This window comes from Gillisia sp. Hel_I_29, from assembly GCF_000744275.1.
GTDB lineage: Bacteria > Bacteroidota > Bacteroidia > Flavobacteriales > Flavobacteriaceae > Gillisia.
Map to the genome: position 1 here is coordinate 1,214,795 of NZ_JQLP01000005.1, position 17,544 is coordinate 1,232,338.

Below are 17,544 nucleotides of genomic sequence, written 5' to 3' on the forward strand. Positions count from 1 at the left end.
TTCTTTAAAGTTGGGTGTTTCGATGCCCAACTTTAATAGTAGTATTTTCACAATAATTAGATAGCACAACATTATGGCTAGAAATAATGAAAAGAATACAGAACAGAGATTTAATAAAATCTCTATAGGTTTAGCCTCTCCAGAATCCATTCTTGCGGAATCTCGTGGTGAAGTTTTAAAGCCTGAAACTATTAATTACCGTACGCACAAACCTGAGCGTGACGGATTGTTCTGTGAGCGTATTTTTGGTCCTGTTAAGGATTACGAATGTGCCTGTGGAAAATATAAAAGAATTCGCTACAAAGGGATTGTTTGTGACCGTTGTGGTGTAGAAGTTACAGAGAAAAAAGTACGTAGAGATCGTGTAGGGCACATCAACTTGGTGGTTCCTGTTGCGCATATCTGGTACTTCCGTTCTTTACCAAACAAGATAGGGTACTTATTAGGTCTTCCATCCAAGAAGTTGGATATGATTATCTATTATGAAAGATATGTTGTTATTCAAGCTGGTATCGCTAAGAATGCAGAAGGAGAACAACTTAAGAAAATGGATTTCTTAACAGAAGAAGAGTATTTAGATATCTTAGATACACTTCCTCAAGAAAACCTTTATCTTGAAGATAATGATCCTAATAAATTCATCGCTAAGATGGGTGCTGAATGTCTTATTGAATTATTAAGAAGAATTGATCTTAATCAACTTTCTTATGACCTTAGACACAAAGCAAATAACGAAACTTCAAAACAACGTAAAACGGAAGCTCTTAAGAGACTTCAGGTTGTAGAGGCTTTCCGTGATGCTAATAACAATCGCGAAAATCTTCCGGAGTGGATGATCATGAAGGTTATTCCAATCATTCCGCCAGAATTACGTCCTTTAGTGCCGTTGGATGGTGGTCGTTTCGCGACTTCAGATTTAAATGATTTATATAGAAGAGTAATTATCAGAAACAATCGTCTAAAGCGATTGATGGAAATTAAAGCTCCAGAGGTAATTTTACGTAACGAAAAGCGTATGCTTCAGGAAGCGGTGGATTCCTTGTTTGATAACACTAGAAAATCTTCAGCAGTAAAAACTGACTCTAACAGACCGTTGAAATCTCTTTCTGATTCCTTAAAAGGAAAACAAGGACGTTTCCGTCAAAACTTGTTAGGTAAGCGTGTGGATTATTCTGCTCGTTCGGTAATTGTTGTTGGACCAGAATTGAAAATGTTTGAATGTGGTCTTCCAAAAGATATGGCTGCAGAGCTTTACAAACCTTTCGTGATCAGAAAACTGATTGAAAGAGGAATTGTAAAAACTGTGAAGTCTGCTAAGAAGATCATAGACAAGAAAGAACCAGTAGTTTGGGATATCTTAGAAAACGTATTGAAGGGTCACCCCGTATTATTGAACAGGGCTCCTACACTTCACCGTTTAGGTATTCAAGCGTTCCAACCTAAGTTAATTGAAGGTAAAGCAATCCAATTGCACCCACTAGCAACTACGGCATTCAACGCCGATTTTGATGGTGACCAGATGGCGGTTCACTTGCCACTTGGGCCTGAGGCTATTTTGGAAGCGCAATTATTAATGCTAGGATCTCACAATATCTTAAACCCTGCAAATGGTTCACCAATTACGGTACCATCTCAGGATATGGTTTTGGGTCTGTACTATATGACCAAACCAAGAGTTTCTACCCCAGAAGTAAAAATTAAAGGTGAAGGCCTTACTTTTTACTCTTCGGAAGAAGTTGTGATTGCATACAATGAGAAACAAGTTGACCTTAACGCTGTTATTAAAATCAGAACAAAAGATTTTAATGAAGAAGGAGAATTGGTTAAGCAAATTATCGAAACTACAGTTGGTAGAGTATTGTTCAACCAGTCTGTTCCTGAAAAAGCAGGATATATCAACCAAGTATTAACCAAAAAATCTCTTAGAGATATTATTGGGCAAGTACTTAAGGTTACAAGTGTAGCAGAAACTGCTGCATTCTTAGATGAAATTAAGAGTTTAGGTTACAAATTTGCATACACTGGTGGATTGTCATTCAGTTTAGGAGATATTATTATCCCTGCTGAGAAACAATCTATGATTGATGAAGCTAATGAGCAGGTTGATGGAATTATAGGAAACTATAACATGGGTCTTATTACCAATAACGAGCGTTACAACCAAGTTATTGATATCTGGACTTCTACCAATGCTGGTCTTACAGAATTGGCTATGAAACGTATTAGAGAAGATAACCAAGGTTTCAACTCTGTGTTTATGATGCTAGATTCTGGTGCTCGTGGATCTAAAGAACAGATCCGTCAGTTAACCGGTATGCGTGGTTTGATGGCTAAGCCTAAAAAATCTAACTCTGGTGGAGGAGAAATTATTGAAAACCCTATTCTTTCTAACTTTAAGGAAGGTCTTTCAATTCTTGAATACTTTATCTCAACTCACGGTGCACGTAAAGGTCTTGCCGATACCGCACTTAAAACTGCCGATGCTGGTTACCTAACTCGTAGATTGGTAGATGTTTCACAAGACGTTATTGTTAACGATGAAGATTGTGGAACTCTAAGAGGTGTTGAAGTAACTCCGCTTAAGAAAAATGATGAAATAGTTGAATCTCTTGGAGAACGTATTGTAGGACGTATTGCTTTAAATGATATCATCAACCCATTAACTCAAGAGTTATTGGTAAAATCTGGAGATGAGATCTTAGAAGCTGCAGTTACTAAAATAGAGAATGCTCCTATAGAAAGTGTAGAAGTTCGTTCTGCTCTTACTTGTGAAGCTAAAAAAGGTATTTGTGTGAAGTGTTACGGTCGTAACCTTGCTACAGATAAACTTGTTCAAAGAGGTGAAGCTGTTGGTGTAGTTGCTGCTCAATCTATTGGGGAACCAGGTACACAACTTACCCTACGTACTTTCCATGTTGGAGGTATTGCAGGTAACATTTCAGAAGAAAATAAATTAACCGCTAAATTTGGTGGTGTTGCAGATATCGAAGACTTGAAAGTAGTAAAAGGAGAAGCTCCAGATGGAACAACTTCAGATATTGTAATTTCAAGAACTTCAGAATTAAAGATTAAAGATAAGAAGACCGGAGTGGTACTTAGTACTAATAACATTCCTTATGGTTCTCAGATCTTTATAAATGACGGAGATACTGTTAAGGCTGATGATATCATTTGCCAGTGGGATCCATATAATGGGGTGATCATTTCAGAATTTGCTGGTAAGATTAAATATGAAAATATTGATCAAGGGGTAACCTACCAAGTAGAGATTGATGAGCAAACCGGATTCCAAGAGAAAGTGATCTCTGAGTCTAAGAATAAGAAGTTGATTCCAACGTTACTTATATTAGGTAAGAAGGATGAAGTAATTCGTTCTTATAACCTTCCAGTTGGTGCCCACCTAATGGTAGATAAAGACGAGAAGATCAAGGTTGGTAAGATCTTGGTAAAAATCCCTCGTAAATCTTCAAAAGCTGGTGATATTACTGGAGGTCTTCCTAGAGTAACCGAGTTATTCGAAGCTCGTAACCCTTCTAACCCTGCAGTAGTTAGTGCAATAGATGGTGTTATTTCCTTCGGTAAGATCAAAAGAGGTAACCGTGAGATCATAGTTGAATCTAAATTGGGAGAAGTTAAAAAGTATCTAGTGAAACTTTCTAACCAGATCTTAGTTCAGGAGAATGATTATGTTCGTGCAGGTATGCCACTTTCTGATGGTTCAATAACTCCGGAAGATATACTTTCTATTAAAGGACCTAATGCAGTACAACAGTACTTAGTAAATGAGGTTCAGGAAGTTTATAGATTACAAGGGGTGAAGATTAATGATAAGCACTTTGAGGTTGTAGTTCGCCAGATGATGCGTAAAGTACGTATTGTAGATCCGGGAGATACTATATTCTTAGAAAATCAGTTAATTCATAAATCAGATTTTATCGAAGAAAACGATAATATCTTTGGAATGAAAGTAATTGAAAGTGCTGGAGATTCTACAAATCTTAAACCAGGACAGATTGTTACTATACGTGAGCTAAGAGATGAAAATTCATCTTTACGTAGAGAAGATAAAGAACTAGCTACGGCTAGAGAAGCGATCTCTGCTACGGCTACACCAGTACTTCAAGGTATTACTAGAGCATCTCTTCAAACAAAATCATTTATATCTGCGGCTTCCTTCCAGGAAACAACCAAAGTATTAAATGAAGCTGCGGTAAGCGGTAAGATTGATGCCCTGGAAGGACTTAAAGAAAACGTAATTGTTGGACATAAGATACCTGCTGGTACAGGAATGCGTAAGTATGATAACATTATTGTTGGTTCTAAAGAAGAATTCGACGAGATGATGGAGAAGAAGCAAGAAGTTAATTATAACTAATACAAATTCAGGTCTCGATTTTATCGGGACCTGATTTTTTTATGATCGATTTTTGTCGATTTTTAAATTTATAGAATAATGAGCGACCAAGATAATAAGCCAAAACAAGGACAGATCAATATAGAGTTGGATGAGAAAATTGCGGAAGGAACTTATTCCAACTTAGCAATTATCAATCATTCTGTTTCAGAATTTGTAGTAGACTTTGTAAGCATTATGCCTGGAACTCCTAAGAGTAAAGTAAAATCTAGAATTATTCTTACCCCACAACATGCTAAACGTTTGTTGAAAGCCTTAGGTGATAATGTTCAAAGATTTGAGAGTGCCCATGGTGAGATAAAGGATTACGAGCAACCACCTATTCCTCTTAATTTTGGCCCAACAGGTCAGGCTTAAGATTATTGACTTAATAAATAAAAAACCCGAAGATAGTTCTTCGGGTTTTTTTATGTCTAAACTTTAAATGGTTTAAAATTTAAATTGAGGTAATTACATTAAAAAGCCTGTTATTAAATCTTGATAGATCTATTAGTAGGCTTTAAAATAATTTGATATAAGTGAAAACGCTTGTTTTTCTAAAATTCTGATACCAAATGAAATTTAATGCTTGGATATTTAGATTGGGTCATTTGTAAAGAAAATTGAGAATCTGCTAAAAATACTAGCTGTCCTCTTTTATCATGTGCTAGGAATTTTGATTTTACTCTTTTAAAATCTTTAAATTCCTCACTTTTTTGATCTTTAGTCTCTACCCAGGTTGCTTTGTAAACATTCAGATTTTCATAAGTACACTTAGCACCATATTCGTGTTCTAGTCTGTACTGTATAACCTCAAATTGTAGTGCTCCTACCGTTCCTATAACTTTACGACCGTTTAATTCTAGGGTAAATAATTGTGCAACCCCTTCATCCATCAATTGGTCTAATCCTTTCTCCAGTTGTTTAGACTTCATAGGATCTGCATTGTTTACATATCTAAAATGTTCTGGAGAGAAACTAGGGATACCTCTATAATTCAATACTTCTCCCTCGGTTAAAGTATCTCCAATTTTAAAATTTCCGGTATCGTGCAATCCAATAATATCTCCTGGATATGATATATCTACAATTTCTTTCTTTTCAGCAAAAAAAGCATTGGGGCTTGAAAACTTTAAGTTCTTACCATGTCTTACATGAAGGTAGGGTTTATTTCTTTCGAATATCCCGGATACGATCTTCACAAATGCAAGACGGTCTCTATGTTTAGGATCCATGTTAGCATGTATCTTAAATACAAAGCCAGAAAATTGTTTTTCATCTGGTTTTACATTGCGCTCCTCACTATCTTTTGCACGTGGAGTAGGAGCGATGCTCACAAAACAATCTAAGAGCTCTCTTACTCCAAAGTTATTTAGAGCAGAACCAAAGAATACAGGTTGCAGCTTTCCGGCTAAATAATCTTCCTTATTAAATTCTGGATATACGCCCTGAGCCAACTCTAATTCTTCTCTAAGTGTATTAGCTGCATTAGAACCAATTAGATTATCTAATTCTTTAGAAGAAAGATCTGATATCTCTACGGTATCTTCAATATCTTTTTTAGGGTCTCCTGTAAAAATGTTTACGTTTTGTTCCCAAATATTATAAATTCCTTTAAAGTCATATCCCATTCCAATTGGGAAACTTAAAGGCGTAACAGTTAGATTAAGTTTTTGTTCAATTTCATCTAGAAGTTCAAAAGCATCTTTTCCCTCACGGTCTAGTTTATTTATAAAAACTATCATAGGAATATTTCGCATGCGACAAACTTCTACCAGCTTTTCGGTTTGCTCTTCAACCCCTTTTGCAACGTCTACTACTACAATTACACTGTCTACCGCAGTTAAAGTTCTAAATGTATCTTCAGCAAAATCCTTATGACCCGGTGTATCCAAAATATTGATCTTGGTGCCGTCATACTCAAATGCTAATACAGAAGTAGCTACAGAGATCCCTCTCTGGCGCTCAATTTCCATAAAATCACTGGTTGCTCCCTTTTTTATCTTATTTGATTTTACCGCTCCAGCTTCCTGAATGGCCCCTCCAAAGAGTAATAATTTCTCTGTTAAGGTTGTCTTTCCGGCATCTGGGTGAGAGATGATCCCAAATGTTCTTCTTCTTTTAATTTCGTCGGTAAATTTCATATGCTAATTTAAGGCTGCAAAGATAAAATTTTTGATCAAGAATTAAGGTATCTGGAATAATTAGCTCTTGTTATTTTTCTGAATAAGAATCTTCTGCCAAGTCCTTATTTTCTTATGATTTGGTAAGTTGATTTTGTATTTTTGATTTTCAATTTTAGCTATGGAAGAAGAAAAAGTGATACTTGTTGACCAAAATGATGAACAAATAGGGTTGATGCCTAAAATGGAAGCGCATGAAAAAGGGCTGCTACATAGAGCATTCTCTGTATTTGTATTTAACGACAAAAACGAGTTGATGCTTCAGCAGCGTGCTCACTCTAAATATCACTCTCCTGGTTTATGGACCAATACCTGTTGCAGTCATCAGCGAGAAGGGGAAAGCAATATTGCTGCTGGTAAACGCAGACTGATGGAAGAAATGGGTTTTAGTACCGAATTAAATGATACTATTTCATTTATTTATAAGGCTCCTTTTGATAACGGTCTTACAGAACATGAATTTGACCATATTCTAGTAGGTAATTTTCAGCAGGAACCTAAGTTGAACCTAGAAGAAGCTGCTGCATGGAAATGGATGGCTTTAGAAGATGTAAAAAAAGATATGACAGATAATCCTTCTGTGTATACAGAATGGTTTAAGATCATTTTTGATAAATATTACCAAACAATTCAGCAATGAGAGTAACTGTAAATAGAAAAGCACATTTTAATGCAGCTCATAGGCTCTTTTGTAGAGATTGGGATGATACTAAAAACAAAGAAATTTTCGGGAAATGTAGCAATCCAAACTTCCACGGTCATAACTACGAACTTATAGTAGGAGTAACGGGAGAAATAGATCCTCAAACTGGTTTTGTAATAGATATGAAGGTTTTAAAAGATCTTATTTATTCTGAAGTTGAAACCGAATTTGATCATAAAAACTTAAATGTAGAAGTTCCAGAGTTTAAAGATCTTAATCCAACAGCAGAGAACATAGCGGTTGTAATTTGGAATAAGTTACGCATAAAGCTATCCAAAGATTTAGATCTTTCAGTAACTTTATATGAAACTCCTAGAAACTTTGTAACATATACTGGTAAATAGTATAAATAGCTAAATGAAGACCACATACCAAACGTGATTCTTAATGAAAAAGGCAGAAATAGTTTTACAGAAAATAAATTTACTTGAGAGTGCCCAGTGGTAATCTATTTTTATCCAAAGAATTTTACATCCGGCTGCATAAAAGAGGTGTGTTCTCTTGGAGATAAATTTCAGGATTTTAAAGATCTGGGTGCAGGGATTATTACTATTAGCGTATATTCTGAAACTTCTTTATAAAATTTTCGAACCTTTATAATTTATCTTTTATTTTCTTTCAGACTTAGATGAGCTAGGAAAGCTTTTGACGTGAAACCTTCTTTATTCGGAATAATTCCCGAATGAGAAATGTTCGTTTTTAATAAAAATGGTTATCTTCAAATGAGGTATAGCAATTTATATGCTGCACAATACACTGTAAATGCATTAAAAACATTAAAAACTCTCCAGTATGAATAAAGATCTTTACGTATTAAAGTTTCACCCAATCTTGAAAGAAAAGGTTTGGGGAGGCAATAAATTGAAGAAGGTATTAAATAAGAATTCTAAAACGGATAAAACTGGGGAAAGCTGGGAGATCTCAGATGTGGAAGGTGATCTTTCTGTAGTTTCAGATGGACCATTAGCCGGTAAAACCTTAAAGAGTTTGATAGGAGAGTATAAAGGGGACCTAGTTGGTGAGAAAGTTTATAAGGAGCACAATACCAAATTTCCACTTCTTATAAAATTTATAGATGCAGCGGAAGCTTTGTCTATACAACTACATCCTAATGATGAAGTAGCGCAGAAAAGGCATAATTCTTTTGGTAAAACGGAGATGTGGTATATTATGCAGGCAGATGAAGATGCAGAGATCATTTTAGGTTTTAAAGAAGCGGTAACCAAAAGTGAATATCAGGCACTTGTAGAAAAGGGCGGATTAGCTGAAGCTTTAAATACTGAAAAATCTAAACCGGGAGATGCCTATTTTATAAAGGCCGGATTGGTACACGCTATTGGTGCCGGTATTCTACTGGCCGAGATACAGCAAAATTCTGATATTACGTATAGAATATATGATTGGGATAGAGTTTCTAACACGGGTGAGCAAAGAGAATTGCATACTCAGGAAGCTTTAGATTGTATAAACCTTGACAACAATAAAGATTTTCTGGTAAATTATAAGCTCGAAGAGAATCAAAAGAACGCGCTAGTTCATGACACTTATTTTAAAACAGATATCTTAAAAGTTAATGGTGAATTTGCTCGTAACTATGAGAAATTAGATTCTTTTGTTATTTTGATGGGTGTGGAAGGTGATTCTGTAATAGAATATGATGAAAAATCTATAGATCTGGGATATGGGGAGAGCTTATTGATACCCGCTTGTATCAACAAAATCAACGTTTTAGGAAAGAATTCAAAAATTTTAGAGGTAAGTGTTTAATTATATTAGAAAATAGATTAAATTCGCAGCTTAAAATTAAGAAACATGGCAAGTAAAAGATTGTTGAAGAGAGATGTAAACTATGTGATGGGTGATATCATTGAAGCAGCTTACATTAATCAATTAGCTAATCCTAAACAGGATCCAAAGCAAACGGAAGAAATCGTTGAAGAAGCGATTGTTGCTTTTGATGAATTAATAGCTAAGATCAACAAAAAAGATGTTGAGAATAAGAAACAACATTTTAAATCTATTGAAACAGAATTGGAAACTAAAGCGAATGCTTTGGTAGAAAAGATCAATAAATTATAAGAATTTTAGGCCGATGTAGCTCAGCTGGCTAGAGCAGCTGATTTGTAATCAGCAGGTCGTGGGTTCGAGTCCCTCTATCGGCTCTAATTTTTTAAAAGCTTCTCCAAAAGAGAAGCTTTTTTTATACCTTAATTTTTTTATTTATTAATGATCAACTTTTAGATTTAACGCTTTAGAGCAATTTGCCTGCACCTCTTTAAATCGTTCTAGATCATCTACAACGCTCATATTCCACAACGGAATCATTTTAGAAAGTTTCTCCTGCCATTCTGTTGTACTAACTTTTTCTGGAAAAGCAATTTGCAATACCTCTATCATTATTTGTACAGCTGTAGAAGCTCCAGGGGAAGCGCCTAACAACGCGGTTATACTACCATCTTTACTATGTACTACATCGGTACCAAATTCTAAAGTACCACCTTCTTCTTCATCTTTTTTAATGATTTGAACTCTTTGACCTGCAACTTTAAGTTCCCAGTCTTCAGATTTAGCCCCTTTTATAAATACTCTTAGATCTTCCATTCTATCTTCATGATCCATGGTAATCTGTTCTAATAAATATTTAGTTAATGGTAAATTATGCCAGAATACACCCCACATAGATGGTATGTTTTTAAAATTTATAGACTTTGGTAGATCCAGATAGGAACCTTCTTTTAAAAATTTTGTACTAAAGCCTGCGAATGGCCCAAATAGTAATTCTTTTTTTCCTTTAATATGTCTTGTGTCTAAGTGAGGAACAGACATGGGTGGAGCATCTACCCCTGCTTTACTGTAAACTTTTGCATGGTGTTGTTCTATAATTTCTCTATTCTTACAATAGAGCCATTGGCCACCAACAGGAAAACCACCATAGCCATCTTTTTCCGGAATTTCTACTTTCTGAAGTAATGGCAATGCACCGCCACCTGCGCCAATAAATACATGTTCTGCATCATAATATTTCTTAACCTCATTTTTAAGGTCTTCAACTTCTACCAGCCATTCTATATTAGTTGCCGGATCTACATCTAAAACTTCATGTTCTCGTAGTACAGGTACATTAAAATGTTCTTCTAGTATTCTGTAGAATTTACGGGTAAGATTTCCAAAATCTACTCCGGTACCTAATTCCATTCTTGTAGCAGCCATCACTTCATCTGATGTTCTGTCTGCCATAATTAAAGGGAACCATAATTTCATAGTGTCAAAATCATCGGCAAACTTCATGGTTTCGAACATAGGATGCTTTGTCATCTCATCGAAACGTTTTTTTAGAAATTCTGCATCTTTGTTTCCACGTACCCAGCTGTGATGCGGTGTAGATTTTATAAACTCTTCAGGATGGTCTAGCAATTTTTGCTCCACCAAATATGCCCAAAATTCTTTAGATCTCTCAAATTGTTCAAAGATCTCTATAGCTTTAGAGACATCTACAGAGCCATCTTTTTGTTGTGGGGTATAATTAAGTTCACAAAAGGCAGAGTGTCCTGTACCAGCATTGTTCCATGTATCAGAACTTTCTTCTGCAACTTCACTAAGTCTTTCAAAAATTATTATCCGAGCTTCAGGATCTATTAGCTTTAGCATCAAAGATAGTGTTGCGCTCATAATTCCGCCTCCAATACATATTAGATCATATTTCTCTTCGGTAAGTTTTTGTGTGGACATATAAATAGTTGTTTTTCTCAAAGTTAGGAAAACAGCCACTTTTTATTCCATAAGGAAATATTAAACCTTTAAAGCGCAACCGGAAATATGTTAATTTATGGGATATAAAATCTTATACAGAGTATGCGAAGTACTAATAATGAAAGAATTTATAAAAGACATATTAAGATAATGACATAAAAAAAGCTGCGTTTAGCAGCTTTAATTTTATTGATTTTCGATCTTATCTTCAATTTTTTCGTTCTTCTTTCGCTCTTTTAAAAAGCTTTTCAGGTTCTTGCCATAAAGCGATTTTTTAACTTGTGGAGTCATAGAAGAATAGATAGTATCTAGATATTTTATATTAGCATCAAAAACTTCAGATAGCGCTAGGTACGGAGCGATCTCCAGATCTTTATTGTTAATAGCAAAGTTTACTGTGTACAAATATTTTCTGGTTAAAAGCTGATTGTACTCTTTATCTATGGCTACGAGCGCTTCCTGATTATCATCTCTTTCTGCTTCAAAATTTCTTTTGATGAGATCTAAATTCTTATCGTTGAAGCGAGACATCATTTGTCTGTATTCTTTCATTTTTAGCTGATTGGCAGAACCTGTAATTTCTGCATCTACCTGAAAATTCTTTAAACTTGAATTAATGGTCATTTCACCTTCTTCTGCAAAGAATTCGATTCTATCATCGTATTGCTCGTTGTCTACTTTATCTAAATAAAGATACATTATCTGAGGGCTCTTGATGTAGTCTTTTAGAATGAAATTAGCATCGCCATTTACTACCACAGAATCTACATTTATAAGAACAGTATCGTCAATCTTTTGAAGGTATAAAGTTCCCTTCTTCAACCCCTTAACGTTTCCGCTTACAGTTAGATTGCTTTCTTTTTCAGAACAAGCGATAACACTTAATAAGATAACAAGTAATAAACTAATTTTTTTCATGAATTCAGATTGGCTTTAAGGGTGGCAAATATCATATAAATTTTGAAGTTATACTAACCTCCAGCTGCCAATTGCATTAAAATTGTACATAAGATCGCTCCATAGGTTCCAACTACATATCCAAATACGGCTAGTAGAACCCCAACCGTTGCTAAAGATGGGTGAAATGCGGCTGCAACAACAGGTGCGCTTGCTGCGCCACCTACATTTGCCTGACTTCCTACAGCTAGAAAGAAGTAAGGTGCTTTTATTATTTTGGCAACACCAATTAATAATAAGGCATGAATAGTCATCCATACAAATCCAATAGCTATTAGTCCCGGATTATCAAAGACCATAGATAGATCCATTTTCATTCCTATGGTAGCTACGAGTACATAAATAAATACGCTTCCAATCTTACTAGCTCCTGCACCTTCATAAGATTTAAATTTAGTAAAAGATAATATGATTCCAATTGCAGTGGCAATACTTATCATCCAAAAGAATGAAGAAGCAAAAGATGCCAAAGAACTTTTATTATCACTAAATACTTCAAAATTATCTACTAGATAAGCAGAAATATTATCTGCTCCCCAATGTGCAATTCCTACAGCACCAAAAGCTATGGCTAATAAGATCATAAGATCTGTAAGCGTAGGGATTCTAGTTACGCTTTCAGAATAGGAGGCAACTTTATTTTTAAGATCTGTAATGGCAGAATTATCTGCATTCAACCATTTATCAATTTTATCATTTCTACCAATTCCTAAAAGAATTATGGCCATCCATAAATTAGCAATTACAATATCCACCAAAACCATCCCACCATAAAGATCTGGATTGTATTCATAAATCTCTAGCATCGCCGCCTGATTGGCTCCACCACCAATCCAACTTCCTGCAAGGGTAGAAAGGCCTCTCCATACGGCATCAGGACCTACTCCTCCCACAGTTTCTGGGGAGACTGTAGCTATAAGTAAAATGGCTAATGGTCCACCAATTATGATACCTGCAGTTCCCGTAAAGAACATAATTAGCGCTTTGGGCCCTAAATTAAATATTGCTTTAAGATCTATACTTAATGTCATTAAAACCAAAGCAGCGGGCAATAAGAATCTACTAGAGATAAAATATAGTTGAGATGTTTGATCTTCAATAATACCAAGAGAGTTGAAGATAGCAGGAATTAGATAGCACATTAATAACGCCGGCACATATTTGTAGAACTTCACCCAAAATCCTTCTTTAAGAGAGGAGGTGTAGAACACAAATCCTAAGGCAATCATTAAAATTCCTAATACAATGGCATCATTTGTAAAATAGGGAGTGCTTTCCATAATTCTGTATAGTTTGGTCGGCAAAATACAATTTTTATCAAACTATAGTCAAATGGAAAATTTTAAAATCAGTATTTATTCTATTTGAAGAGCTCGAGCAGCATTCTGGCAACCCCATCTTCTTTATGATGATGCGTTACGTGTGCAGCAACAAGTTTAGCTTCTTCTCTGGCATTGCCCACAGCAATTCCAAACCCTACATTTTTTAGCATTTCTACATCATTATAATTATCGCCAAAAGCTATGGTTTCCTTAAGATTAAAAGGGTAGTGATGTTCCAGCAAAAGTTCTATAGCGGTTAATTTTGATATGCTCTTATGAGCAATTTCCAGATATGTATCTTTAGATCTGTATAGGTTGAGTTCATTTGGGTATGTAGTTAATAGGTAATCTCGAATGTCATCTATGTGTTTTTCAGTTCCCATTGCCATGATCTTGTGAGCACCTTTGCCTTCGTTTTCCCAATTTTTTATGACTTCAAAATTAGCTTTGATGGTAGGTGCTACTTTGGTATTGTTCTTTTCTCTAGCGGCCCACTCATCAAATCTGGGTACATACCATTCATCATTATGATATAAACTTAAATGACAATCCAACATTTTATTAAAATTGCTCAAATCTTCAACTATATTAATTGGAATTTCCGTAGAACTTATAGGTTTTCCTGCTACTAGAACAAGTCCTCCATTATAACATATAATTGGCAGGTTCTGGATTTCTAGCTCATTTTGTAAATGCCTCATTGCTGAAGGCATTCTAGCGGAAATAAGAATGAAGGGTACCTTATCTTTTAATTTCTTTATCTGTTTGATAGTAGCTGGAGCAAGGCCGCGATCTTTATCTAGAAGAGTTCCATCTATATCTGAAAATACAATCTTATAGTCCATATTATTCCTGTTCTGTTTTATTCTTAGGGTGTCTTTTGGCATCTTTCAAAGCCTTGGAAAGCATATATTCAATCTGCCCATTGGTACTTCTAAATTCATCTGAAGCCCATTTCTCTATCGATTTTAATACCTCTTCGTTTAACCTTAAGGCAAATGCTTTCTTCTTGCTCATTTTATTGGAATGTGTTGATAAAATCAACCAAAGTGGGTATAAGTTCTGGGTGTAAAGAGAGTTGTGGAATATTATACGCCTTGGTATTTTCTAGTGCATCTCCATCTATCTTTCTAAAAATGTGATTCATATTATCTAGAATTACCAATTTTGATTGTGCGTTAGCATTATGTAATAACGCCGCTTCGTTCTCGTCTACTTGCAAATCAAAACTTCCATTAATAACAAGGATTGGAATATTGAGTTTTGAGATCTCATGCGCAGGATCATATTGCATCCAAGAACCAAGAAACGGTTGTACACTTGGTCTAAAAATAGAAGCTAGTAAAGGATTGAAATTTGTAGAGGTTCCGGTGGCTTTTATTTCATCAAAACTTTCTCTAGCACTTTGAGCAAGCCCTTCAGATTGTTTGCTTATTTGTTCTACTACTATACTGTCTATACTTTTCCCGGCGCCAGCCAAAGATATAAATGCATTTGCACCTTCTTGTTGTGCAGCTAAGATGCCAATTAATGAACCTTCACTATGACCTGCGATAATTATTTTTTGAAAATCTTTCTTTTTTTTGAAATACGATAAAATGGAATCTACATCGGTAACAAAATCTTGAAAGCTTAGATCTTTCTCCTGAATGCCAAGTTGCTGCATTTTAAAAATTCGCTTATCATATCTATAAGATGCAATACCATTTTGTGCCAAGCCATGGGCAATTTTTTTAGAAGCATCATTCTTCATCATATTAGCATTCCCATTTCTATCTACAGGACCAGAACCTTGAATGAGAATCACTAGATCAGATTTCATAGAATTTTTAGGCTGAGTAAGTGTTCCATCAATAAATTTGTTTATAGACAGCTCCGTTTCTGTATAAATAGCATCGGTAGATTTTTCTTGAGAATATCCTTGTTGAGAGAATATCAAAAGAAATAGCATGCTTAAAATTTTAAATGATCTCATATAGATTAATTTTCATGTTTCTGCGTGTACCTCTTAACGGTTGCTTTTGCTTTTTCCGGTTTTTGCGTGCCTATCAAAAAATGCACATTGTCTTTGGTTACAATTTGAATGCCATAACTCCCGCGAACTGTGTAAGCTTTAGTCGGAAATAAACCTCTTATTCCCCATCCACCATATTCTGTAATAGCAGAGTATTTTCTAACATGGCAGGAAGCTATCTCATTCCACCTATATTCTCTTTTAAAGAAAGGCAGGGGTCTAAAATTAGCTTCTATACCAACTTTACTTATTTTTGTTTTTAGTCGTAACGAAAATAGATAGACCATGATGCCAATTAAGAACAATCCAAACAAAATAGGTCCTGCTTCCTTAAAATTTGTAAATCCATCAGTCTCATTATATATACTGATAGTAGAACCTGCACCGGTAAAAAATACAATGGCATACACCCACCACTGGTTGAATTTCTGTTCTTCTTTAAAAACGTGCATCTGTTAATGATTAAGAGTTCCTGCATTTACAATTGGCGAGGCATCTTTATCGCTACAAAGCACCACCATTAAGTTACTTACCATTGCAGCACGTCTTTCATCATCCAGATGCACAATATTTTTTCTACTTAATTCATCTAAGGCCATTTCTACCATACTTACTGCGCCCTCAACAATTTTATGTCTTGCTGCAACAATAGCAGTGGCTTGTTGCCTTTTAAGCATTGCACTGGCAATCTCATTGGCATACGCCAAATATCCTATTCGTGCCTCCAAAACTTCAATTCCTGCAATGTCTAAACGCTCTTCTAATTCTTTCTCCAACGCCTCACTTACTTCATTTACACTGGCTCTTAAGGTAATATCTTCATCCAGACCTTCATCTGCAAAATTATCATACGGATACAAACTTGCTAATTTTCTAACTGCTGCATCTGTTTGTACCACCACAAAGTTCTCGAAGTTATTAACGTCAAAGGAAGCTTTATAAGTATCCTCTACGCGCCATACTAAAATGGTGCTTATCATTATAGGGTTTCCAAGCTTATCATTCACCTTCAATCTCTCACTATCAAAATTTCGTGCTCTAAGAGAGATCTTCTTCTTTGTATAGAATGGATTCACCCAAAACAAACCATTGCTTTTTACAGTACCTGTGTAATCCCCAAACAATAATAGTACTCGAGATTCATTTGGATTCACTAAGATCAAACCCATAGCCAAAAGAAGCGATAAAATAATGAGAAGTATAAACCATCCACTTTTTAATGCTATTATACCTCCAACTCCTATAATAAGAAAGAAGAAGATCACAAACAGCATAATATAGCCACTTGGTGGTTTTAACGTTTTTTCGTTGGTTGTCATAATTTTAGAATTAGTTGATATTAAAATGATATCATAAATATACTATATTAAATTTAGTATTAAGTTTTTTTAGAGTAAAAAGGTTGAGGTTCTATATATTTGTGAAAAAATTGATCTTATGAAACATATTATTGTAGCAATGGCATTAATGTTATCCGGTATTTCAGGATTTTCTGCTAATTATTACTGGGGACAAACTGGGCATAGAACTACTGCAGAGATTGCCTCCAAACATCTGTCTAAAGAAGCTAGAAAAGAAATTGCTAAAATTTTGAAGGGTCAAAGTTTAGCTTTAGTTTCTACTTTTGCCGATGAAATTAAAAGTGATCCAAGATTTAGGGAATTTGGAGTTTATCATTATGTGAACCTTCCTAAAGATGCTACTGAATATAAAGCAGAAGATGCTAATGAAAAAGGAGATCTTCTCCAAGGTCTTAGAAAATGCGTAAAAGTTCTTAAAGACAAGAACAGTAGTAAAGATGATAAAGAATTCTATCTAAAAATGTTGATCCATTTTATGGGAGATCTTCATCAACCGCTTCATACCGGTAGAGGAGAAGATAAAGGAGGGAATGATATTCAAATTAGATGGTTTAATGATGGATCCAACCTACACAGACTATGGGATAGTGATATGATTGATAGTTATGACATGAGCTTTTCTGAACTTGCAAATAACACCGTGAAATTTTCGGAAACTGAGCGAAGAACGATCACTGCCGGATCTTTTGAGGATTGGATGTACGAGTCTAAGATGTTAAGTGAAAAAGTATATAATTCTGCAGATATAGGTGAAAAGTTAAGCTACAGATATATGTATGACTGGTTTCCTGTGGTTAGAGAGCAATTAGAAAAGGGCGGATTAAGATTAGCATCGGTATTAAATGAGATCTACAACTAGAA

The 17,544-nt window shown here is 35.1% G+C and carries 17 protein-coding genes and 1 tRNA gene; 9 read left to right on the top strand and 9 right to left on the bottom strand.

The window, feature by feature from the left end; all coding sequences use genetic code 11:
* Positions 1 to 73 precede the first annotated feature (73 nt).
* Positions 74 to 4,375: a DNA-directed RNA polymerase subunit beta' gene (rpoC, locus tag P163_RS10630; RefSeq protein WP_034890729.1), complete on the top strand. Its 4,302-nt coding sequence runs from the start codon at positions 74 to 76 to the stop codon at positions 4,373 to 4,375.
* A gap of 78 nt (positions 4,376 to 4,453) precedes the next feature.
* Positions 4,454 to 4,771: a DUF3467 domain-containing protein gene (locus tag P163_RS10635; protein ID WP_034890732.1), complete on the top strand. Its 318-nt coding sequence runs from the start codon at positions 4,454 to 4,456 to the stop codon at positions 4,769 to 4,771.
* Between the two features lie 179 nt (positions 4,772 to 4,950).
* On the opposite strand, the gene P163_RS10640 is transcribed toward P163_RS10635, so the two are convergent.
* Positions 4,951 to 6,537 (bottom strand): peptide chain release factor 3, encoded by a 1,587-nt coding sequence (locus tag P163_RS10640; protein WP_034890736.1) that lies wholly within the window; start codon positions 6,535 to 6,537, stop codon positions 4,951 to 4,953.
* A 160-nt stretch (positions 6,538 to 6,697) separates the two neighbouring features.
* Here P163_RS10640 and idi point away from each other — a divergent pair, with 160 nt between their 5' ends.
* The 6 genes from idi (at position 6,698) to P163_RS10670 (ending at position 9,441) form a co-directional block, all read left to right on the top strand.
* Positions 6,698 to 7,216, top strand: a complete 519-nt coding sequence (gene idi, locus P163_RS10645) for an isopentenyl-diphosphate Delta-isomerase (protein ID WP_034890739.1) — start codon at positions 6,698 to 6,700, stop codon at positions 7,214 to 7,216.
* On the top strand, positions 7,213 to 7,623 hold the full coding sequence (locus tag P163_RS10650; protein ID WP_034890742.1) for a 6-pyruvoyl trahydropterin synthase family protein: 411 nt from the start codon (positions 7,213 to 7,215) through the stop codon (positions 7,621 to 7,623). Before idi ends, P163_RS10650 begins: the two co-directional genes overlap by 4 nt.
* A gap of 96 nt (positions 7,624 to 7,719) precedes the next feature.
* On the top strand, positions 7,720 to 7,860 hold the full coding sequence (locus tag P163_RS18815) for a redoxin domain-containing protein (protein WP_081891327.1): 141 nt from the start codon (positions 7,720 to 7,722) through the stop codon (positions 7,858 to 7,860).
* Positions 7,861 to 8,071: 211 nt separating this feature from the next.
* Positions 8,072 to 9,046, top strand: coding sequence for a type I phosphomannose isomerase catalytic subunit (locus P163_RS10660; RefSeq protein WP_034890745.1), 975 nt, complete (start codon positions 8,072 to 8,074; stop codon positions 9,044 to 9,046).
* 45 nt (positions 9,047 to 9,091) lie between these two features.
* Positions 9,092 to 9,358, top strand: a complete 267-nt coding sequence (locus tag P163_RS10665; protein WP_034890749.1) for a hypothetical protein — start codon at positions 9,092 to 9,094, stop codon at positions 9,356 to 9,358.
* Positions 9,359 to 9,367: 9 nt separating this feature from the next.
* A tRNA-Thr gene (locus P163_RS10670) sits at positions 9,368 to 9,441 on the top strand.
* 61 nt (positions 9,442 to 9,502) lie between these two features.
* Here P163_RS10670 and mqo read toward each other — a convergent pair.
* The 8 genes from mqo to P163_RS10705 all read right to left on the bottom strand — a co-directional run bounded on the left by mqo (position 9,503) and on the right by P163_RS10705 (position 16,641).
* On the bottom strand, positions 9,503 to 11,029 hold the full coding sequence (mqo, locus tag P163_RS10675) for a malate dehydrogenase (quinone) (RefSeq protein ID WP_262489656.1): 1,527 nt from the start codon (positions 11,027 to 11,029) through the stop codon (positions 9,503 to 9,505).
* A 186-nt stretch (positions 11,030 to 11,215) separates the two neighbouring features.
* Positions 11,216 to 11,947: a DUF4369 domain-containing protein gene (locus P163_RS10680; RefSeq protein WP_034890755.1), complete on the bottom strand. Its 732-nt coding sequence runs from the start codon at positions 11,945 to 11,947 to the stop codon at positions 11,216 to 11,218.
* 53 nt (positions 11,948 to 12,000) lie between these two features.
* Complete coding sequence (locus P163_RS10685) at positions 12,001 to 13,266, bottom strand: DUF819 domain-containing protein (protein ID WP_034890757.1); 1,266 nt, start codon at positions 13,264 to 13,266, stop codon at positions 12,001 to 12,003.
* Between the two features lie 80 nt (positions 13,267 to 13,346).
* The gene (locus P163_RS10690; protein ID WP_034890760.1) at positions 13,347 to 14,153 is read right to left on the bottom strand and encodes a Cof-type HAD-IIB family hydrolase; all 807 of its coding nucleotides are present in this window, start codon (positions 14,151 to 14,153) and stop codon (positions 13,347 to 13,349) included.
* A 1-nt stretch (position 14,154) separates the two neighbouring features.
* Complete coding sequence (locus tag P163_RS18170; protein WP_081891328.1) at positions 14,155 to 14,325, bottom strand: Arc family DNA-binding protein; 171 nt, start codon at positions 14,323 to 14,325, stop codon at positions 14,155 to 14,157.
* A gap of 1 nt (position 14,326) precedes the next feature.
* Positions 14,327 to 15,283 (bottom strand): alpha/beta hydrolase, encoded by a 957-nt coding sequence (locus tag P163_RS10695; RefSeq protein ID WP_034890769.1) that lies wholly within the window; start codon positions 15,281 to 15,283, stop codon positions 14,327 to 14,329.
* A 5-nt stretch (positions 15,284 to 15,288) separates the two neighbouring features.
* Entirely contained in the window at positions 15,289 to 15,774 is a 486-nt protein-coding gene (locus tag P163_RS10700; RefSeq protein WP_034890770.1) for a hypothetical protein, read from the bottom strand.
* 3 nt (positions 15,775 to 15,777) lie between these two features.
* The gene (locus tag P163_RS10705) at positions 15,778 to 16,641 is read right to left on the bottom strand and encodes an SPFH domain-containing protein (RefSeq protein WP_034890771.1); all 864 of its coding nucleotides are present in this window, start codon (positions 16,639 to 16,641) and stop codon (positions 15,778 to 15,780) included.
* Between the two features lie 118 nt (positions 16,642 to 16,759).
* Between P163_RS10705 and P163_RS10710 the strand changes: the two genes are divergently transcribed.
* Positions 16,760 to 17,542, top strand: a complete 783-nt coding sequence (locus P163_RS10710; protein WP_034890773.1) for a S1/P1 nuclease — start codon at positions 16,760 to 16,762, stop codon at positions 17,540 to 17,542.
* Positions 17,543 to 17,544 lie beyond the last annotated feature (2 nt).